The 20939-nt window shown below is 42.6% G+C and carries 22 protein-coding genes and 1 pseudogene; 16 read left to right on the plus strand and 7 right to left on the minus strand.

All coding sequences use genetic code 11. The features are described 5' to 3' along the window. Positions 1-255 precede the first annotated feature (255 nt). The 6 genes from HUN01_RS03985 (at position 256) to HUN01_RS35945 (ending at position 7377) form a co-directional block, all read left to right on the plus strand. Complete coding sequence (locus HUN01_RS03985) at positions 256-1812, plus strand: sugar ABC transporter ATP-binding protein (RefSeq protein WP_181930182.1); 1557 nt, start codon at positions 256-258, stop codon at positions 1810-1812. Further along, positions 1809-2807, plus strand: a complete 999-nt coding sequence (locus tag HUN01_RS03990) for an ABC transporter permease subunit (protein WP_181930183.1) — start codon at positions 1809-1811, stop codon at positions 2805-2807. The genes HUN01_RS03985 and HUN01_RS03990 overlap by 4 nt, the downstream gene beginning before the upstream one ends. Positions 2808-2923: 116 nt before the next feature. Continuing rightward, positions 2924-4324, plus strand: coding sequence for a sugar porter family MFS transporter (locus tag HUN01_RS03995; protein WP_181930184.1), 1401 nt, complete (start codon positions 2924-2926; stop codon positions 4322-4324). A 141-nt stretch (positions 4325-4465) separates the two neighbouring features. Continuing rightward, positions 4466-5512, plus strand: a complete 1047-nt coding sequence (locus tag HUN01_RS04000) for a Gfo/Idh/MocA family oxidoreductase (RefSeq protein ID WP_181930185.1) — start codon at positions 4466-4468, stop codon at positions 5510-5512. A gap of 127 nt (positions 5513-5639) precedes the next feature. Then, a complete protein-coding gene (locus tag HUN01_RS04005) occupies positions 5640-7238 on the plus strand; it encodes an iron uptake porin (protein ID WP_181930186.1) in 1599 nt (532 codons plus the stop codon). A gap of 4 nt (positions 7239-7242) precedes the next feature. Next, positions 7243-7377, plus strand: coding sequence for a hypothetical protein (locus HUN01_RS35945; RefSeq protein ID WP_257798102.1), 135 nt, complete (start codon positions 7243-7245; stop codon positions 7375-7377). A 1-nt stretch (position 7378) separates the two neighbouring features. Here the strand turns inward: HUN01_RS35945 and HUN01_RS04010 are convergent, their stop codons facing one another. Next, the gene (locus tag HUN01_RS04010) at positions 7379-8872 is read right to left on the minus strand and encodes a DUF3131 domain-containing protein (protein ID WP_181930187.1); all 1494 of its coding nucleotides are present in this window, start codon (positions 8870-8872) and stop codon (positions 7379-7381) included. Between the two features lie 149 nt (positions 8873-9021). Between HUN01_RS04010 and HUN01_RS04015 the strand changes: the two genes are divergently transcribed. The 5 genes and pseudogenes from HUN01_RS04015 (at position 9022) to HUN01_RS35950 (ending at position 10742) form a co-directional block, all read left to right on the plus strand. Then, complete coding sequence (locus tag HUN01_RS04015; protein WP_181930188.1) at positions 9022-9597, plus strand: TIGR04376 family protein; 576 nt, start codon at positions 9022-9024, stop codon at positions 9595-9597. Between the two features lie 32 nt (positions 9598-9629). Beyond that, positions 9630-9818 (plus strand): hypothetical protein, encoded by a 189-nt coding sequence (locus HUN01_RS04020; protein WP_181930189.1) that lies wholly within the window; start codon positions 9630-9632, stop codon positions 9816-9818. 307 nt (positions 9819-10125) lie between these two features. Beyond that, the gene (locus HUN01_RS04025) at positions 10126-10365 is read left to right on the plus strand and encodes a four helix bundle protein (protein WP_238845960.1); all 240 of its coding nucleotides are present in this window, start codon (positions 10126-10128) and stop codon (positions 10363-10365) included. 162 nt (positions 10366-10527) lie between these two features. Further along, a pseudogene (locus HUN01_RS36490) lies at positions 10528-10615 on the plus strand (hypothetical protein); the annotation flags it as partial. Further along, positions 10608-10742 carry a hypothetical protein gene (locus HUN01_RS35950; protein ID WP_257798103.1) on the plus strand — a complete coding sequence of 45 codons (135 nt, stop codon included), beginning with the start codon at positions 10608-10610 and terminating at the stop codon, positions 10740-10742. The pseudogene HUN01_RS36490 and the gene HUN01_RS35950, both read left to right, overlap by 8 nt. 199 nt (positions 10743-10941) lie before the next feature. Here the strand turns inward: HUN01_RS35950 and HUN01_RS04035 are convergent, their stop codons facing one another. After that, complete coding sequence (locus tag HUN01_RS04035) at positions 10942-11304, minus strand: hypothetical protein (protein WP_181930190.1); 363 nt, start codon at positions 11302-11304, stop codon at positions 10942-10944. Positions 11305-11560: 256 nt separating this feature from the next. On the opposite strand from HUN01_RS04035, the gene HUN01_RS04040 reads away from it, so the two are divergent. After that, complete coding sequence (locus HUN01_RS04040; protein ID WP_181930191.1) at positions 11561-12619, plus strand: DMT family transporter; 1059 nt, start codon at positions 11561-11563, stop codon at positions 12617-12619. Positions 12620-12705: 86 nt separating this feature from the next. Next, positions 12706-13362: an HAD family hydrolase gene (locus HUN01_RS04045; RefSeq protein WP_181930192.1), complete on the plus strand. Its 657-nt coding sequence runs from the start codon at positions 12706-12708 to the stop codon at positions 13360-13362. A 100-nt stretch (positions 13363-13462) separates the two neighbouring features. Here HUN01_RS04045 and HUN01_RS04050 read toward each other — a convergent pair whose 3' ends face one another. Both HUN01_RS04050 and hisC read right to left on the minus strand, forming a co-directional pair. Beyond that, positions 13463-13879 carry a four helix bundle protein gene (locus HUN01_RS04050; RefSeq protein WP_181930193.1) on the minus strand — a complete coding sequence of 139 codons (417 nt, stop codon included), beginning with the start codon at positions 13877-13879 and terminating at the stop codon, positions 13463-13465. 52 nt (positions 13880-13931) lie between these two features. Next, positions 13932-15023, minus strand: a complete 1092-nt coding sequence (gene hisC, locus HUN01_RS04055; protein ID WP_181930194.1) for a histidinol-phosphate transaminase — start codon at positions 15021-15023, stop codon at positions 13932-13934. Positions 15024-15676: 653 nt separating this feature from the next. On the opposite strand from hisC, the gene HUN01_RS04060 reads away from it, so the two are divergent. Further along, positions 15677-16474 (plus strand): sulfite exporter TauE/SafE family protein, encoded by a 798-nt coding sequence (locus HUN01_RS04060; RefSeq protein ID WP_181930195.1) that lies wholly within the window; start codon positions 15677-15679, stop codon positions 16472-16474. Between the two features lie 43 nt (positions 16475-16517). Here HUN01_RS04060 and HUN01_RS04065 read toward each other — a convergent pair whose 3' ends face one another. Beyond that, positions 16518-17180 (minus strand): cadmium resistance transporter, encoded by a 663-nt coding sequence (locus HUN01_RS04065; RefSeq protein ID WP_181930196.1) that lies wholly within the window; start codon positions 17178-17180, stop codon positions 16518-16520. Between the two features lie 317 nt (positions 17181-17497). Here HUN01_RS04065 and HUN01_RS04070 point away from each other — a divergent pair, with 317 nt between their 5' ends. Beyond that, complete coding sequence (locus HUN01_RS04070; RefSeq protein WP_181930197.1) at positions 17498-18208, plus strand: cadmium resistance transporter; 711 nt, start codon at positions 17498-17500, stop codon at positions 18206-18208. Positions 18209-18453: 245 nt separating this feature from the next. On the opposite strand, the gene cysK is transcribed toward HUN01_RS04070, so the two are convergent. Together cysK and HUN01_RS04080 are read right to left on the minus strand one after the other, a co-directional pair. Next, on the minus strand, positions 18454-19416 hold the full coding sequence (cysK, locus tag HUN01_RS04075) for a cysteine synthase A (protein ID WP_181930198.1): 963 nt from the start codon (positions 19414-19416) through the stop codon (positions 18454-18456). Positions 19417-19434: 18 nt separating this feature from the next. Beyond that, entirely contained in the window at positions 19435-19905 is a 471-nt protein-coding gene (locus tag HUN01_RS04080) for an RrF2 family transcriptional regulator (protein WP_181930199.1), read from the minus strand. 225 nt (positions 19906-20130) lie between these two features. On the opposite strand from HUN01_RS04080, the gene cysE reads away from it, so the two are divergent. After that, complete coding sequence (gene cysE, locus HUN01_RS04085) at positions 20131-20847, plus strand: serine O-acetyltransferase (protein ID WP_238845962.1); 717 nt, start codon at positions 20131-20133, stop codon at positions 20845-20847. Positions 20848-20939 lie beyond the last annotated feature (92 nt).

Raw genomic sequence — 20939 nt, forward strand, 5'->3', positions numbered from 1 at the left:
AAAGAGGTTAAAACTCTGCTGCACCGAATCGAGAACCGCTATGTATGTGCATCAGTGGAAAGTTTGAGTGTGCATTTATAGCACTTAGACTTTCACAACAATCTTTATAAACTAACGTTAACAACAAAGGATGAAAATATCTCTTTTCCACTCCTAGTCAGCTTTTAAAACATGATTTTGCGAACAATCAAATATGAATTTATGAATTTCTAATTTAGGTTCGCAAACTTTAAATCGTTTTTACAGGTTTTGCTCATGACAACAAATATTGAAACTTCATTTTCTGATGCACCAACCACCACCCCGGTGTTAGAAATGCAAGGGATTACAAAACGATTTCATGGTGTATCTGCGCTCCAAAATGTTAATCTCACCATTTATCCTGGAGAAGTTCACGCCCTCATGGGTGAAAACGGCGCAGGTAAAAGTACATTGATGAAAATCCTGGCTGGGGCTTACATTGCCGATGAAGGAGAAATTCGCATCAATGGTCAACCCTTGAAAATTACCGATCCGGCGACAGCACGGAAGGCGGGTATTAACCTCATTTATCAAGAACTGAATGTTGCACCGAATTTAACCGTTACCGAAAATATGTTTATGGGTAGCGAGTTGCGGCGAGGTCAGCTTTTAGACCGCAAAGCGATGCAACTGGAAGCAGAGGAAGTACTGGAAAGCCTTGGAGCCAATTTTACCGCGCAGACTATAGTTGGTACTTTGTCCATCGCCGAACAGCAGCAAGTCGAAATTGCCAGAGCGCTGAAAGATAAAAGCCGCGTTTTGGTGATGGATGAACCAACAGCAGCCTTATCTGACCGCGAGAGCGACCATTTATTTGAGGTCATTCGCAAACTACGGCGTGATGGCATTGCCATTATTTACATCAGCCATCGGATGGAAGAAATCTATGCCCTAGCTGACCGGATTAGTGTGTTGCGTGATGGTCAATATATTGGTAGTCTGACACGCAGTGAAATTTCTCCACAGCGATTAGTGCAGATGATGGTCGGTCGCTCCATGCAAGACTTTTACGAACATCAACGGCAAATGCATCCTGGCCCAGTGGTGCTGTCAGTCAGAAATATGAGCGACGCCCGCAAGAAAATTGAGCCGGCTAGTTTTGAACTTCATGCTGGAGAAATTCTGGGTTTAGCGGGGCTGGTTGGTGCAGGACGCACAGAACTATCCCGGCTGATTTTTGGTGCTGACCGCAAAGCCAGTGGTGAAGTATTTCTGAATGGCAAAAAACTGGAAATTAATACGCCCAGTGATGCGATCGCTGCGGGAATTGGCTACGTCCCAGAAGACCGCAAAGACCAAGGTTTATTTCTGGAGATGAGCGCCCGCAAGAATATTGCTATCAACACACTCAAGCAGGATGCCAAAGCTGGAATTGTTAACTGGCCTTCAGTGAATCGGCTGTCAACAGACGCAGTGGAAAACTTTAATATCCGCCTAGCCAATTTGGAAATTAGAGCGCTCGATCTTTCTGGTGGTAATCAGCAGAAGCTACTGCTAGCGCGTTGGTTAGCCATTAAACCGAGAGTATTGATGTTAGATGAGCCGACACGCGGCGTAGATATCGGTGCCAAAAGTGAAATTTACCGAATTATGAGCGAATTAGCAGCACAAGGTGTTGCTATTTTAATGGTTTCCAGCGAACTATCAGAGATTGTCGGCATGAGCGATCGCGTCTTGGTGATGCGAGAAGGACAGCTGGTAGGCGAACTGGATGGCAGTCTTGGTAAAGAAATCACCCAAGAAAAGATTATGCATTATGCAACTGGAGCATCGGAGGTATTAGCATCATGAGTCAAACAGTCAGACCACCTATCAATAAATCAGCCAATAATTCCGCAGCTCGCAACCGGAAATCAATCAGCACTCTGTTAGAAGTTGCGGGTATTCTGCCAATCCTAGTAATTATCTGCATCTTATTTGCATTCCTTTCTCCCAACTTCCTCACCGGCGGTAACATCATTAATATCTTGCGTCAGTCATCAATTAATATTGTGCTGGCGACAGGAATGACCTTTGTAATTCTCACCGGCGGTATTGACCTTTCAGTTGGGTCAATCTTAGCTGTTTCTGCCGTAGTTGCCCTCCTAGTATCGTTACTGCCGGCTTTAAGTTGGGCAGCCGTACCTGCTGCGTTGCTTGCAGGATTGTTTTTGGGCTTACTCAACGGCGCTCTCATCACCTTTTTAGATGTGCCACCTTTTATTGTCACCTTGGGTTCACTTACAGCCTTGCGGGGTGTGGGCTTCTTGATTGCCAAGGGGACAACATTAATTAACCGGGACATAAATTTTGCTTGGGTGGGTAATAGTTATGTCGGCCCCCTGCCGTGGCTAGTGATAATTGCGCTACTGACTGTGATAGCTAGCTGGTTTGTGTTGCGGCAAACTGTTTTAGGAGTGCAGATATATGCCGTTGGTGGTAACGAGCGGGCAGCCAGATTAACTGGAATTAAAGTTAATCGGGTATTGCTATTCGTCTATGGTATTAGCGGATTACTGGCAGGCTTAGGAGGAATCATGAGCGCCAGCCGTCTTTATAGTGCCAGTGGTGTATTGGGTCAGGGTTATGAATTAGATGCGATCGCAGCTGTTATTCTAGGTGGAACCAGCTTTACAGGTGGTATTGGTACCATTGGCGGCACACTTTTAGGTGCATTAATTATTGCGATTCTCAACAACGGTTTAACCTTGTTGAACCTCTCTTACTTCTGGCAACTAGTCGTCAAAGGACTAGTAATTATTTTGGCAGTAATGATTGATCGGTTACGCAGACGTTCTAGACGTTGAAAAAGAGGCAGAGGGGCAGGGTGCAGGGTGCAAGGGGGAGAATGAAGAATTACTCTTTCTCCCTGCTCCCATGCCCAATGCCCAATGCCCCATGCCCCATGCCCAATATATAAACTATGTCATCTACTACTGTTCGTCGTAAATCCAGCACATTCTATGTAATTTTAATTGCTGGTGCTGCTGCCCTCGGCGGTTTTCTGTTCGGTTTTGATACTGCTGTAATTAACGGTGCAGTTGGAGCCATTGCCAAAGACTTTAACGCCAACAGCGTACAGATTGGTCTTGCCGTATCGCTGGCATTGTTGGGTTCTGCGATCGGAGCCATTTATGCAGGCAAGATTGCAGACCGTTATGGTCGAGTCAAGGCAATGGTAGCATCTTCGGTATTGTTTACCATCAGTGCCATTGGTTCCGGGCTTCCCTTTGGAATTTGGGATTTTACCTTTTGGCGGGTATTGGGTGGGATTGCAGTCGGTGCTGCTAGCGTTATTGCCCCAGCATACATTGCAGAATGTTCTCCCACTCATTTACGCGGAAGACTAGGATCTCTGCAACAATTAGCGATCGTAGTTGGGATTTTCATTGCACTGATATGCGACTACTTTATTGCTGTGTCCGCAGGTTCAGCCGAATCGCCGTTTTTGTTTGGCATAGCTGCTTGGCGCTGGATGTTTTGGACAGAAATACCTCCAGCCGTGCTTTACGGAATGTCTGCTTTAATGATTCCTGAATCTCCTCGATACTTGGTTGCTCAAGGACGAGAACCAGAAGCCGCTAACGTTCTCACCAAGATTTTGGGGGGTGACGTGCTACCAAAAATCGAAGAAATTCGGCAGACAGTGCTTCGTGAACGCCAGCCTAAGTTTTCTGACCTCTTAAGCAGAAGTGGTGGACTCCTCCCAATTGTTTGGATAGGAATAGGCTTATCTGTATTACAGCAATTCGTTGGGATTAATGTAATCTTCTACTACAGCAGCGTTTTGTGGCGGGCAGTCGGGTTCTCAGAAAAAGATTCCCTATCAATTACGGTGATTACAGGAGCCGTCAACATTATTACAACATTGATTGCGATCGCCTTTGTAGATAAATTTGGTCGCAAGCCCTTACTCATACTAGGGTCGATTGGCATGACCTTGACCTTGGGGACGATGGCTTCTATTTTTGGTACTGCTCCCCTCGATGCTGCTGGAAACCCCAATCTCACCGGAAGCGCAGGTACCGTGGCTCTCATCGCAGCCAACCTCTATGTATTTTGCTTCGGTTTCTCCTGGGGGCCAGTAGTTTGGGTGCTATTGGGAGAAATGTTTAATAACAAAATTCGAGGCGCTGCACTTTCAGTTGCTGCTGCCATGCAATGGGTTGCGAATTTCATCATTTCCACAACATTTCCTCCCATACTGCAATATTTTGGTCTAGGTTCTGCCTATGGACTTTATACAATTGCGGCAGCAACCTCATTCTTTTTCATTCTCTTTTTTATTAAAGAAACCAACGGAATTGAGTTAGAAGATATGTAATTTGTAGTCTCATCAAGTTTGATTTAGTTCGTAGTAAGCACTTTAGTGCTTAGATGAGAGCTAGAGCCAGCCACTACGAACTTATCAAAATTAATTTGCTGAACTAAATACAAACCCTCGCTTCAGTCAATCAATAAAAACATGGAAACTATCAATACGGCTCTTTGTTCTTCTGGTTTATCTGGCATAGTATTTCATGCGCCGTTTATTGATTTGCATCCCGGATTTAAATTAGCCGGTTCTTGGGAAAGAAGCAAAAAGCTAATACAGGAACATTATCCTGATGTCAAAAGCTATCCTTCTTTAGAAGCATTGTTAGCAGATGATCAAGTAATCTTGGTAGTAGTAAATACACCTACTTATACCCATTACGATTATACTAAACAGGCATTGCTTGCAGACAAACATGTAGTGGTAGAAAAAGCATTCACCACAACAGTAGCAGAAGCCGAACACCTGAAAGAATTGGCACAAAAACAGGGAAAAAAATTATCTGTATATCACAACCGGAGGTGGGATAGTGATTTTAAAACAGTAAAAAAAATTGTCAAAGAAGGCTTGCTAGGTGATATTGTTGAAGCAGAATTTCAGCTTCAAAAATATAAACCAACCCTCAGCCATAAACAACACGTAGAAGTTCCAAGTCCGGGGGCAGGAACATTAAACAACTTAGGGCCGCACTTAATAGACCAAGCTTTGCATTTATTTGGAATGCCTAATGCTATTTTTGCAGACATCCGCATAACTAGGCTGCGATCGCAGGTAGATGATTATTTTGAGTTGATACTATACTATGACAAGCTGCGCGTCAAATTAAAAGCAAGTTTTCTTGTGCGTGAGCCTGCACCTGGTTATATCATACATGGCACTAAAGGCTCTTTTCTCAAAAGCAGAGCCGATAAACAAGAAGAGTATTTAGTAGCGGGTATGAAGCCTAATACACTTGATTGGTATACAGAGCCGGAAAGTGAATATGGTTTGCTTCATACAGAAAAAGACACAAAAGTAATTCGGGAAAAAGTTAAAAGCTCACAGGGCAGTTATTTAGGTTATTACGATGCGGTGTATAAATCCATTGTTAATAATCAGCCAATTGCTGTTACTGCCGAAGATGGAATTAATGTAATGCGAATTATAGAAGCGGCTATTAAAAGCAGCAATGAGCAGAAAGTCATAGCGTTGCTTTAAGTGACCTAAAACCTAAACTCAAAATATCTAACTTAACGCTGATTAACTCATAATCTCGAAGTTTTGCTTCGAGTGTAATCTCTTTGGCCACAAAGTCAGAATTCAACCATCTTCAACTAATAAGTCAATGATCAAAACTCTTTTTTATAGCTTTTTTCTTCTATTTTTGGCAATTCCAGCAGTTTGGGCAGCACCTCCAGAAGATGATTCTAATATAAATTTGCAAGGACAAGTTACTTCTGTTTCCCAGTTTTCTGATGTACAACCAACCGATTGGGCATTTGGCGCATTGCAATCACTGGTGGAACGCTACGGCTGTATTGCAGGTTATCCCAATTCTACCTATCGCGGTAATCGTGCCTTAAGCCGTTATGAGTTTGCCGCAGGTTTAAATGCTTGTTTGGATCGGATTAATGAGTTAATTGCCACAGCTACTAGCGATTTAGTTAATAAGCAAGATTTGGCAGTGCTACAAAAGTTACAGTCAGACTTTGCGGCAGAATTGGCAACTCTGCGTGGGCGAGTGGATACCCTAGAAGCACGGACAGCAACACTGGAGGCGCAGCAGTTTTCCACTACTACTAGGTTGAATGCTCAAATTATTACTGCCATTAGTGATACTTTTGGTAATAGGGTAGGTGGCGAAGATGATGAATCCAATCTCTACTTTGCAAACCGGGGTCGTCTCAACTTAGAAAGTAGCTTCACCGGCAAAGATTTATTGCGAGTCCGGCTGGAGTTTGGCAACTTTGCAAGTTCCAACGGTGCAAGCCAAATTGCCGCAGCCACAGGCACGGGAATGACACGCCTGAATTTCGACAATGACAACAACAATACACTGATAATTCCCCACATCCGTTACTACTTCCCGGTTAGTGATTCCCTTTCCTTCGTCGTCGGCCCCACAGGCATTGGCTACAACGACATCACAGATAACGTGACTCCTGCCACAATCGCCGATGATGGTAACGGAATTCCCTCACTATTTGGCAAAAATAGTCCTCTCTTCGAGCGGGGTGGCGGCGGTGCAGCTGCTAACTTGAATATCAGCCAAAACTTAGTTCTCACCTTGGGCTATTTAGCGAACAATCCCAACGTTCCATCAGCGCAAAATGGGTTATTTGATGGCGGCTACAACGCCCTTGCACATTTGGTATATTACGGCAAGCAAGGATCTATTGGTGTCGCTTACTCTCATGGCTATACCCCTGCTGGCTCTGTAGATATCACCGCCGGTAGGGGCAGTGCTTTATCAGGCGCTCCCTTTGGAAACACCATTGCTACTTCCAACAGCATTGTTGGTGCACAGGGATACTATCGCTTTTCCCCAAATTTCCAGATTCACTCTTGGGGTGGTTATATCTGGTCAACTGCCAAAAACTCTGGTTTGAGTGATATTTCCAATGGCAGAGGTGGAACAGATTCTCTCTTCGTGAACAATGGTGATAATGCCAATGCCTGGTTTGGGGCGATTGGTATGTCGTTTCCTGATGTGGGCGGTAAGGGAAACTTGCCGGGAATTCTCTTTGGTATACCGCCGCGTGTCTCTAACAGTGATGTTCGTCAAGACCGAGACAACGCTTATCATATCGAAGCATTTTATCGTTATCGACTAAATGACAACATTTCAGTAACTCCTGGTTTTTGGGTGATTCTCAACCCAGAAAACGACAGCAGAAATGATACGCAGTATGTGGGTGTGCTTCGGACAACGTTCGATTTTTAACTGCATGTCAATGGCTACGCGATCGGATTCTGGGTTTACCTCTAATGGTGGCAGCAGTATTAACAAGTTGACACCAATGAGCAGTGCTAAACCCCTACGAAAAATCTATATGTATCAAGATTTTCGTGAAATGGTATAACTTACGGTTTTCTGATAGCCTTCTCTGTTGACTTATGACTCTTGACTCCTGCCCAAACGGTAAGTGGTTGCCCAACTTTCTTATACAGTAGACTCTCCAAAATAACACCGTTATTATTGGCGGTAAGAGTTTTATTTGGCTGACGCAGAGACTCATAAAAACCGTTGTACCAACCTTCTTTAGACTGAAGGTTGCCTTGAACGAAATCAAATAGCTGGCGAGTATAATCAGTGTTATAAAGTACATGCCACCCGATCGCAGCTTTGGCACTGAGGAATCGCAAATTGTTATGTTGTTCTCTAGTATCTGTAATAGTTGCCCAAGGTTTTCCGTTGACAAATAGGCTGCTGTAAACGAAGTATGGCGGGCGATCTAAGTTATCTTCGGTGACGGCGGTTAATTGTTTTGTGGCTTCATAACGTGCTGCTTGAGCAGCTAAAATCCGATCCGCATAAGCTTTAGGCAAAGCTTGAAATCCAGTTTCAATACCATCTAAGATATAAGGTTCGCTAAGAACATAGTTATTGGCTCCAGAGTTTTTATAGTCACGTTGATCGTAAGGAATTCCCTGTCCGTAAAGATCAACAAAGGCAGCATTGGACTGATAATCTAAGGCTTTATCAACATCCAAGCCCCAAAGCTTCAGACCATAAGCAGCATAATTCTCATAACCCAAGCGACCTTCTTGGTTGTACTGTTCTTTACCTTTGATAACGGCAGTACCATACATTTGCCCTCTTTTGGTCAGACGCTTGACTTGCCAATGTTTCCAAACTTCTTCTGTTTGCGATCGCATTTCTGGATACTTGGCCCCGACAATCTTCAACCAAATTGCCATCCTGCCCAAATCGATGGCTGACCAACCAATTTCTTCCCGTTTTTCTAGTTGACCATAGTTAACAGGGACGAGAGTTTTAGCGTTGTAAACCTTATTGGGTAGTTCTCCTTTGTATAGAGGCATTGATGCCAGAGTTTTCAACATTTTGGTCATTTTTGCTTCAAATTCAGCCGCAGGCACGATATTGAGTTCTCTAGCACTGACCAAGGCTGCGATCGCTGCTGTCTGATCCCACATACTGACAGAGGCAAAGCCATCAACGGAATTTACCAAGCCAGTTTCATCGTTCCAGTTACGCTGGAAGTATGACCAAGCCTGACGAGCAGTTGTCGTTTCCCCTGGAGTCAGCTTTCCAACTCCAGGAGCAACATAAGGAATTATGGCTATCGTTAGTTGATTTTTAGGAATGGGTTGACCTGGCAACACTACAGATTTAGCATCAAGGCTGGCAATTATTTCAGCTTCTTGAGTAGAGATCGGGCTTTGGATTTTATCTGGTTGTACCAACTGCTGTGAGCCAGTTTGGTCTACAGAAGTTTTAGGAAGTTGCTTAGACCAAACAGTTAAAATTGCGATCGCGATCGCAACGGTAAGCACTCCTCCTATAGAAGCTAGTATGGACAAGCTCTTAGGTGGCGGTTGAAAATCAGAACTCATACTGATTAAAGCCTTATTTTGTAATTCAGGGTTATTTGCGTAGTTTCACCAAATACATTCTTCCCAACTTTGAAATCTAACTAACACCCAGAAGTCCACCTGACTACTACAATAAAATAGTCACGCACCCGATCTCTGGAGTTCTAGCAGTGGGCTTATTTGATGATTTGAGTCGGTTTCTAGAAAACCGTTTAGAAGAATTCTTGCGTAACAATCCACATTTGGAGTTAGAGGCGCTGCTAGAACAGCTGCGTGAGCAAGAAGAAGATACATTAAAGCTGATCGCAGATTTAAAATTACAAGAGAAGCGATCGGAAGAAGAAATTCTCTCCACCGCTCAAGAAATTCAGCGTTGGCATATCCGGATTCAAAAAGCCAAAAACGCTAATAGAGAGGATTTGGCAGCGGCGGCGGGTGAGCGAGAAGCAGCCCTATTGCGCGAAGGAAATCAGCGCTGGGGACACATGCAAGGGCTGAAAGAACGCATTAACCAATCTCAAGAACTACTGCAAAAAATTCAGCAACGGCGACAGGAAGTGCAAGCTAAAGCGGCCGAAGCACAGACAGCCCGTGCGAAAGCGCAAACCCAGCAGCGCTCAGAAAGCATTGGTTGGTCGAATAAAACTAGTAGTTATTCTGGTGGTTTTGATGACTTAGAAGAGAAGTTCCGTAGCTGGGAAACTCAGGATGAATTAGAACAAATGAAGCGGAATATGCAGAAGTAACGCCTATTGGCTAAAATACGCCGAATTAACAAATGCGATCGCCAGAAATAGCTTACTCACTTGCTTTTTCGCGTCAGTTTTACCCCACCCTAACCCTACCCTTGGAAACCTACGATGTACACACAAGTCCTAAAAACCTTGACTTTCCTCGTTCCCAGGCTCCGCCTGGGAATGCATTCATTGAGTCTCTGACTCAATATCTGACTGGAGACAGAGCCTAGTACCGCAAGGCGGAATTAAAAATTAAAAATTAAAAATGAAGACAGCGTAAGGGTTTTATTGATTGGGAATGGGTGGTTTATTTCCGCCGTGCTGTACTAGGGTGTTGATTTTGTACCTTTTCAGGGGTTAAAAATTCATTCACAATCCTTGCTGAGTAAAATTTGCATTGGGAAAAGTTATTTTTCGCGTTCTTTAAGTAATAAGTAATAAGTAATGAGTAATGAGTAATGAGTAATGAGTAATGAGTAATGAGTAAATACCCATTACTTATAAAGTAAAATTGAATTACCACATTCTTTTTTACTCATGATTAATTATAACGCCAATATCAGTATTCAAGAAAGAACAGAAAATTTTGACATAAGAGTTATCAAAGCTTATTCTGAGCTAAATAAAAGACCTTTTGACGACGCTGGTAAAATCTTGTCTAAACAATTTTTAAGAAGCCGGACATCAATAGGCGCAAACTGTTCAGAAGCTAAATATGCACAATCAAATAAACACTTTATCAATAAGTATTCTATAGCTTTAAAGGAAGCCAGTTAAACCCTTTATTGGATAAAAATAATGATAAAATCGGAGTTAGTATCAAAATCAAAATTTCAAAATCTGATAGAATAGAATGAAATAATTATTAAGATATTAACAACTTCAATCAACAAATTGAAAGAACAATAAAAAATAGTCCACTCATTACTCATTACTCATTTTGGTAGTGCTATTCGACAGCATTGGGGTATTGAAAATTCTGTTCATTGGACATTAGATGTCACTTTCAATGAGGATCAATGTCGAATTCGTTCTCTGCACAGTCCACAGAATTTTTCTTTGCTACGTCGCATCACTCACCAAATTTACCAGCAGTGAACCTGCAATACTGGAGAGTAGCAGAGGTTGAGAAAGTATCAGGGCGATCGCATTAATCAAAGTAGATTTACCAACTCAGTGCTGAGTCCTGAGTGCTGAGTGAATCAAGAATTACTCAGTATTTATTTACTAAAAGCCCCGCCCGAAGTCAAGCGGAATCATACAGTCAGGAGAAGGTTGATACCCCACCCGCAAGTGGCGTGGTCTTTTGCCCCGCTATCGGTAACAGCACTCGGAACTCAGCACTCTTCATTATTACTTCACTTCACTGGGTTCAAACTTAGTCACCTTACCTTTTTTTACGGCAACAATCACATCGTAGTGTGAACAGTAAGCAAATGTGACATTATTGGCTTTGTTATAAAGGTTAACTACATGACCTGCACCACCTGGCTGGATACCAATTGGCTCCAAGTCAGTAAAAAAGAAACGACGCAGTTGATCGCCACTACCAATCTGACCTTTATTCTTAGTGAGCAAGTCTAATTTCTGTGCTACAGACAATTCTTCGGCTGCTGATGCCTGCACTAATAACGGATTAATCGCTTTTAATGGTGCGTCCCAAACTGTGAAAAAACCAACCAAAGCAACACTTGTAAGTAGGGGTGCGAGTTTCATTTGCTACTTCTCTTTTTTGTTTTATCCTGAACATCCAAAGCATCTCAGGAAGGAGTGAGAGCTTATTGAAACTTGACCACTATTTTCATGAATTTATCCCTTGAGAAAATTTAGTTAATTCTCAGCAATTTCTCAGGCAATGATGGTAGCTCAAAGTCACAGCATAATTTAAGTATTTTCTCAACCAAACCTCATTTTGAACTGGATGAGGACAACTTAATATAATGAGCAATGCTTTCATTGCAGTAGTGTTATTGTGACCAGACCCAGAAGACCACATCGCCTAATCCATAGAATTCCCGGACAAACATATCTTTGGCTAGCAATGCTAATTTTTGGAGCATCTAGTGCCGTTACCCGGAAGCTAACAGAAATTGGTGCTCAACATTTCATCGGCAATCGCAATCCAATTTCTTTGTGTAATGTTTTATTCGTGGGAAACCTTTGCGCCTTGATACTTTTGATCCTAATCTATGGGCGACAGTGGAACAAGGCTACTTTGAAGCAACTTTCAAGGAAGGATTGGGTCAGTCTGACAGTAGTAGCTATTTTATCGGGAGCATTGGCCCCTGGCTTAATTTTCCAAGCACTGGCACTCACAGGGGTGAACAATGTCATCTTGGTAGGACGCTTGGAACCGCCTCTAAGTCTGGCTTTATCAGTGTGGTTATTGAAGGAACGGGTAAATATTTGGGAATTTATCGGAGCGATCGCAGCCTTTATTGGCGTTATCCTAACTATTATCCTTCAGCCTCCAGGAGAAACCATGATGAACATGGGAGGTTTCGGTTTAGGCATAGGGGAACTTTTGGCAGCAGTGGGATCTGTGGTTATAGCTGTTTCTACGATTATTGGCAAAAAACACCTTTCACAGATTCCTCTGGGAATCTATAGCATCTTTCGGACTGCACTAGGAACCGTAATCTTTTTCCTCATTGCTTTAGTCCTCTATGGCAGAGATCATTTCGCTGATGTCTTATCACCATTCTTATGGCAGTGGATGTTTCTCTATGGTGGGTTGATTGTAGTGGTAGGCCAATCTTTTTGGATTAAAGGCTTGAAAACTTCTAATGTATCTACGGCTTCCTTAATTGGTTCATTTGGCCCAATTGTAGGCATCTTAGCAGCATATTTAATTTTGGGTGAAGCCCCTAACCTACCTCAATATATTGGCGGTAGCTTGATTTTAGTAGGCATATTCTTGAGCCAAGTTGGTACATGGCTTCAGACTTCTAAGAGAGTTGCATCTGATAAGGTGAATTCTACTACAACACAGCAACAAGTAGAAAGTAGTATGGGATTCAAGGGAACTTAAAGGTTTCCAGCCAAAAAGCGCAGCATTAGCGCCGCTTACTCCTTGTCTTGTAGAGAGCATCATTACGAATTACATTGGGATACAATATGCCTTCTTCCGCTGTTCTTTTTGATCTTGACGGGACTTTGACAGATCCTAAGCCTGGAATCACTGGTTGCATTCAGTATGCGCTCTCTGAACTCGGTTACAAACCACCGAATGCTGATGAATTGCATTGGTGTATTGGGCCTCCATTGAAAGACAGCTTTTCGCAATTACTCAACACCTTAAATGGCACTTTAATTGAACAGGCTATTTTGCTGTATCGTCATCGCTTTGCCACCATTGGATTGTTTGAAAACTCCCTTTATCCCCAGATTCCAGAAATTCTAAAAGCCATTCGTTTTGCTGGTTATAAAACTTTTGTTGCGACTTCCAAACCATATATTTATGCTACGCAGATTATTGAATATTTTGACTTAGCATTGCTTTTTGATAGCATTTATGGTAGTGAACTTGACGGAACCCGGAGCATAAAAGGCGACTTGATTCATCACATCTTAGTGACGGAAAATCTTTCATCTTCTAGTGTGGTGATGGTAGGCGATCGCTCACATGACATCATTGGAGCCAAGCGCCATGACATCGCTTCCATTGGCGTAACCTATGGTTATGGAACTGAAGAGGAATTAAAAGCTCATGGTGCTGATTTCATTGCCCATTCTCCAAGTGATATTCTCAGACTTTTAGGGGATAGGGGATAGGGGACTGGGCAAGAAAATATGAGTAAGATTTGGTGGGAGCAACGCGAAAAAGTTAGATCATCGTGAAAAGAGCAGGGGAGGCAGGGGATGCAGGGGGAGATTAATGATTTCTCAACCAAGGGGATGGATTATTAATCATATTCACCAAACCGGATAAAACTTGGTTGTAATTTGCATAAACTTCTCGTCCTACTTCTACATTCATGTAGTTGCATTTGACAGCAAATTCAATCCAAGTTTGAGTTTCAGCGGCTTCAGCCTCACAATCATTTAATTTAGCGACAAAAGCTGCTTCATAACGTCGTTTTCTCCATGCTTCAGCTAAATTAGCACAAACAGAGCGTGATAGCGAAGCGGTAGCGAGTCTTCGAGCGTCGGATCTACGAATTTGATCAGTTAACGAATATCTCTCCTCCACAGGGAACTTCTTTGATAGCTCAAAAATTTTCATTGCTGCTTCAAAGGCAATTTTATAAATCCCCAAATCTTTATGATCTTTAATTGCTTCTTTATTCATTGTTTTACCTCCCCTGCATCCCCTGCGTCCCCTGCATCCCCTGCCCTCTTCATCATAATCCCACTTTTTCCGGTTGCTCCCATTCCCCAATCTCTAACAAACAAATTAGTGCCTCTACTAAAGCCTGATTTTGCTCATCAGTACCAACAGTGATGCGTAATTTATCGTCTAGTCCAGGTTGCTTGAAGTAGCGGATTAAAATTCCCCGTTCCTTCAGTTTTTGATAAAGATATTCTGCGTTTCCCTCTTTTGGCTGTGCCAGCAAAAAGTTAGTTTGGGAATCCCAAATATGAAAACCTAATTGTTTCAGGTCTTTTGCCAACTTAATCCGTGATTCCTTAATCTTTGCTATACAAGCATTTTTATAAGCTTGGTCGGTAATAGCAGCCGTGCCAATTGCACAAGCGATCGCATCAATGTTATAGCTATCCTTCACCTTAAACAATCCCTGCAATAGTTTGGGATTTGCCACTCCAAACCCCAATCGCAATCCTGCTAACGAGTACCCCTTAGATAGTGTCCGAATCACGATGACGTTTTCGTATTCCTTCACCAAAGCCAATGCATTATTGTCTTCGGTAAAATCTATATATGCTTCATCTATCACTAAAACTCCAGATAACTGGCTGGCTAATTTTCGCAAGTCATCTGTTGTGACTACGTGCCCCGATGGACTATTGGGTGATGCAATAAATGTCACAGCCCCATTGGCAGCAACTAGTTCTTCCAAAGGTAAGCTGTAGTCTTCGCTGTAGGGAATCTCAAGAATTTCTGCTGCTTGCATTTCTGTTAAAGTGCGATATAGGACGTAAGTTGGCATCGGGTAAACAACTTTCTTCCCAGGTTCTGCACAGGCTCGAATGATTACACTCAACAATTCGTCACTGCCATTTCCGACAATGATCCAATCACTAGGAACTCCTAAAACGTTACTTGCAGCTTGTCGAAACTCCCCACCGAAAGGTTCTGGATAGCGCCGTAACCACTCACCATCGATATTTCGTAAAACAGCTAATGCCGCTGGGGAAGGAGGATAGGGGTTCTCGTTGCTGTTAAGTTTTATGATCTGTGTGCCGCGTTGAGGCTGCTCACCAGGAACATAGCTAGCCATTGCGTCAACATTAGAGCGAAAGTAATTGGTCATCTGACATTAGATATGAATTTCAGTAAATCGCCAAGCTTTACTCAAGAGCGATCGCAAGCATAGGTAAATATCGTACTCATTTAGGTATTTTTTTAGCAACCAATTCCACAATTCCAAACTGTTGCGGAGTCTTATCCAGATAAGTGAGGGATATACAACGCGAATACGCTAGACGTTTAATCATGCTTACGAGTAAAATACGGTAAGTGTATCGCCTTACCGGCTTTTACATGTAAAACCGCAGAAAAACCCGTTAGAAGTTGATTTTAGCAGAGCAACTGACCCATAAGCAGTTATCAAAGCCTGTTTCAGCTAAATGTTAAGTTGTCATGCTTCCAAAAACTTTCAGACAGGTTTTAAGTTGTCCAGGAATCCTCTGCCCTAATTTTTAGCTGGATAACCTTTGTGTCACTCATCTCTTGAGAAACACAATAACTTGCCATCACTAGCTCTGTCTACCACTGGGCTATAGTTTGGCTGACTTGATGCTCTTTAGCTAACTTTCAGTTCTAGCTGCTCGTAGTTAAGTCAGTGAACAGTTATCAAAGCTTCCTTGGGGGATTTTAACCCTAACCGAAACTGCTCACTTATAGAAGTCGAAGGCTCAACAGGACTCTGATAACTGATAACTAATTGTTGAAACCCCAAAGATTATGCACTATTTGTTACTACCATTCTTAAGCTTTTTTGTTGGCATCATCGTTGGTTTAACAGGAATTGGCGGAGCCTCTCTCATCACCCCAATGTTGATTTTTGTCTTTCAGGTTCCGCCTTCCATCGCTGTGAGTTCTGATGTTGTGGCTGCCACATTGATGAAGATTGTTGGTAGCGTCAAGCATTGGGAACAGAAAACCCTTGACACAGAAGTTGTCAAATGGTTGGCATTTGGGAGTGTTCCAGGTTCACTCTTCGGGGTGGGAATTTTGCACTTCATTAAACGTACAGGTGAGTATAACCTGGATAACATCTTGCTCCGTTTACTTGGCGGGATGATTTTGCTAGTCACAGTATTAGCACTAGTGCAATTGTTGTTATTGACTTTTTTCCCAAAATTTAATTTACCCGAACTGCCAAAGTTAGATTTAGAAACTAACTTTGGTCGCTTCCTAACAATCACCTTGGGAGCAATTTTAGGCTGTTTTGTCGGTCTAACTAGCGTCTCATCAGGTTCAATGTTTGCCTTAGTGCTGATTGGGTTTTTCCGCCTTGATGCACGGAAATTAGTGGGTACAGATATTTCGCACGCAGCGATTTTACTGCTGTTTACAGCCCTTGGTCATCTCAGTTTAGGAACAGTTGATTGGAGTTTGGTACTACCTATATGGTTAGGTTCTGTACCAGGAGTGTTACTAGGTGCTAAAATCTGCCAGATAGCCCCACAACGCCCACTACGGTTTATCATTTACGCTATTTTGATGATGGTAAGTTGGAAATTAGTTCATCAGGTATAAGCAATTTGAGATTTTAGATCCTAAATCCAACATCCAACATTGATTAACTTCTCATCCAAGGTAGTAGAGTGAATGTACCTCGCTCATACATAATGAACAAACCCAAACCAATTAACACAAAAGGTACGACAGCCCGACCATAGCGACTTAAAACATAAGCAATGGTAGGTTGACGGCTTAAAAAATAAGCGATCGCACACCAAACCCCTACCATGATAAAAAATATACCTAAAATTACTCCCAAGCTGGCAAGATCCTGACCAGCGAACAAAGGGATATATATACTGATATTGTCACCACCATTTGCGATCGTTACTGCTGCCACTTTATAGGTTTGGGGATGCAAAACGCTCAAAATAAAAGACAATACTGGGTTAGTTGGTGTGGACTGTCTAAAATCACTGCTGACTGTCTGAACTGATATAGTTTCTTCTTTTCTAGATACTAATTGTTGAATCCCAATTCCTACTGGTAGCAGTCCTAGTAATCCTATCCATTCTCGCTGTACAACCAAACCACCAAAAAATCCTGGTAAGCTGGCGATGATAATGGCTGCAAAACCTACATATTGACCTAGCAAGATATGCCGTCGCCGAAAATTAACATTTACTTGTGAAAAAAAGATTAACAAGATAATGATGTCATCTATGTTAGTGGCGATGAAGGCAATTATCCCTTCACTGAAGGCTGTCCCTAGCTTACTCATCCTGAATTTTTAGAACCTATGATTTATCCTGACTTTTCACGGTATCTGGAAAACCTCTCTCTAAATCTCTCTCCTAAAAGGAGAGAGACTTTGAATTTTCCCCCTTCCCGCGTCGGGAAGGGGGTTAGGGGGTTAGGTTAATCGTTACCTTTTCCATATGCCGTGAAAAGTCAGATGATTTACCACCATACCAAATTCACTAATTCGTAATTCGTAATTCGTAATTATTGGGGAAATCCTCACGCTTCTAGCACAACTTAGATTTAAAATTACACAGTAATTATTACTGACTCCTGAATTCTTCTTTATCTTAAAATATGAACGAGTTAGTTACTGCAATTACTACAGGGGCAATTGCGTTCATTGCCACTAACATAGATGATATTGTCATTCTATTGTTGTTTTTTTCTCAAATAAATACTAACTTTCGTCCCCGGCATATAGTTGCTGGACAGTTTTTAGGTTTTACAGTCCTGTTAGTCCTTAGTCTTCCAGGTTTATTTGGTGGGTTAGTTTTATCAAAAAGCTGGATTGGATTACTTGGTTTACTCCCAATTTCCATAGGTATCAGTAGCTTAGTAAATCGGGAAGAAGATTCATCCAGAGAAGTTGTAGCTGCAACAGAAGAAGCTGAAGCATCAACAATTACTAGTTTTTTCTCTCCCCAAGCTTATAGCGTGGCAGCCGTTACAATTGCCAATGGTAGCGATAATATTAGTGTCTACGTGCCTTTATTTGCTAGCAGTAATTTAGAGAGTTTTGTGGTAATTATCGGATCATTCTTTATCTTATTAGGACTTTGGTGCTACGCTGCATACAAATTAACTAACAATAGAGTCATAGCTGATATATTGACTCACTACGTTAATAATCTTGTGCCTTTTGTTCTGATAGGATTAGGCACTTTTATTGTATTAAAAAATGAAGCTTTAAGTCCAATAAAGCTAGCTGCTAGTGGTGTCTGTTTGATGATTTTGGTGAAAAATAATCAAAGTACCGATGAAATTGGTGAAAATTCTAGTAGATGATTAAACCGATTTTAGATTTAGATTTAAGTAAGTAGATAGAATTCAACATAAAATAAAATGCTAGTTCGTAGTGAGCTATTCATCGCTCAAAACAATGATTATCAGGACTAAAGTCCTTACCCTTCGGGTTCGTTAGTCGCTCATGGGGGAAACCCCCAAGACCGCGCTAACTCACTACAAACTTTAATTTATTTATGCCTAGCTACTTAGATCAAAAATCTAAAATCTAAAATTGGTATGGAAAATCAAACTTTACTCAACCACTCATTCTCTTCTGGGTCTTTGAACAGTGAGGTGCTGAGGTAGCGTTCACCGAAGCTAGGCTGGATCATCACGATTAGGCGACCTGCATTTTCTGGCCGTTGTGCTACTTGAATAGCGGCGTATAAAGCAGCGCCAGTGGAAATACCCGATAGTAATCCTTCTTCTTTTGCTAGACGACGGCTGTAAGCGATCGCTTGCTCATCCGCTACCTGAATCACTTCATCTACCAGTTCTGAACGGTAAATTGCTGGGATAAACCCTGCACCGATACCCTGGATTTTGTGAGGGCCTGATTTACCACCTGTTAATACCGGACTATTGGTTGGTTCAACTGCGATCGCTTGAAAACTCGGTTTCCGTTTTTTTATAACTTCTGAAACTCCTGTAATCGTCCCACCAGTACCCACTCCCGCCACCAGAATATCTACCTCTCCATCGGTATCATCCCAGATTTCTTCTGCTGTGGTTTCGGCGTGAACTTTTGGGTTGGCGGGGTTGCGGAACTGCTGCAACATGTAAGCATTGGGCGTTTTAGCTACAATCTGCTCCGCATGAGCGATCGCTCCTCGCATCCCTTCTACCCCTGGCGTTAACTCTAATTGAGCGCCATAAGCTTTGAGCATCGATCGTCTTTCGTGGCTCATTGTGTCAGGCATCGTTAGAATAAGATGGTATCCCTTGGCGGCCGCCACCATCGCCAGCGCAATTCCTGTATTTCCAGAAGTCGGCTCGACTAAAACAGTTTTTCCAGGGTGAATCAAGCCTGCTTCTTCCGCCGCTTCCACCATACTCGCGCCAATCCGGTCTTTCACAGAAGATGCTGGATTCATGCTTTCTAGCTTCACCACAATCCGAGCAACCGCTCCTGAAGCTTGGGGAATTTTATTTAATTGAACTAAAGGAGTTCGTCCGATTAACTCTGTGATATCTTTCGCTATCCGCATGTGGGTACTCCGTCGTGTCTAAATATAATACATCGGGCTTTGCTGGGCGCGAGTTTCTCTTTCCTCGCACAAGTCTTGGAGTGTATAGCGACCCAAAACTTCAATTGAGGCAGCGTTAGCTTGCTCCCAAACTTCATAAATCAGAGTCTTTTCCAGAGTCGTAGAGTCAGAGGTATCTTTCTCTTTCCGCTCACCTTCAACCAAAGTGACAATTTCAAGTATTGTAATCTGCCAAGGTTCACGAACTAAAACGAAGCCTCCTTTAGAGCCGCGTTGACTCTGCACCACACCAGCACGCCGGAGGTTGGTCAAAATTTGTTCCAAATAGCGTTCAGGTATGGGTTGCTTGGCAGTGATCTCGCTCATGGTTAGAGGAAGTTTTTTTCCGTGGTGGCTTGCCAGTTCTAATAGTGCCAGCAGCGCGTATTCCACTTTGGAAGACAGATCCAAGAGAGCGTAGTTTTGGCTATTCAAGACTGTACTCAACATACTACGGTGAATTGAGGGACTTATCGCAGTTTATGCGAAATTAATTTTTTCCAAGTGTGGAATGTGATAGCATCCCACTTACTACCCACAAAAACACTATATTCTATCGACTTACCGTAGATTGCTATTTTACACAATTCCCATAAATAATTTGATCTTTTTGTGGGAATTATCCTGAGTTTCTGTTTTCAGAGCCTCACTTACCAACAAAAATCTCAACAGAGTATGCTATTAACCGATTTGCGAACCATTTTTGAGCGCGATCCAGCAGCACGTAACTGGCTAGAAGTATTGTTCTGTTACCCTGGACTCCAAGCCCTAACATGCCATCGATTGGCACACTGGCTGTACAAAATTGGAATTCCGTTTATACCAAGGTTTATTTCTCATATTAGTCGGTTTTTAACCGGAATTGAAATCCATCCTGGGGCATTAATTGGCCAGGGAGTGTTTATTGATCACGGGATGGGAGTAGTGATTGGTGAGACTGCGATCGTGGGGGACTATGCACTGATTTATCAAGGTGTCACCCTTGGCGGGACTGGGAAAGAAAGCGGCAAACGCCATCCAACTTTAGGCTCTCATGTCGTTGTGGGAGCGGGTGCAAAAGTTTTGGGAAATATTCAAATTGGCGATCGCGTCCGGATTGGAGCCGGTTCTGTGGTGCTACGAGATGTCCCCAGCAATACTACTGTGGTTGGGATTCCAGGACGCGTGACTCGTCAGAACAACTTGTCTAGCAATGTTCTAGATCATGATAAAGTACGCGACGTAGAAGCTGAAGTAATCCGCGCTTTATTTGAACGCGTCAAGTCTCTAGAGAAACAGTTTGAGCAGTTGCAAGATCAATCAAGCTTGTCCCCAACGGAGCCTTGCAACAAGCCTAAAAGCAAAAATTCTGATGGGATGATTGAAGATTTTCTTGATGGTGCGGGAATTTAATTTGGGGCATTGGGAATTGGGCATGGGGCATGGGAAATAGGCAGAGGGGAAAACTCTTTTCCCTTGCTCCTTGTTCCCTGCTCCCCTCTTTA

This window comes from Nostoc edaphicum CCNP1411 (assembly GCF_014023275.1).
GTDB classification, from domain to species: Bacteria; Cyanobacteriota; Cyanobacteriia; order Cyanobacteriales; family Nostocaceae; genus Nostoc; species Nostoc edaphicum_A.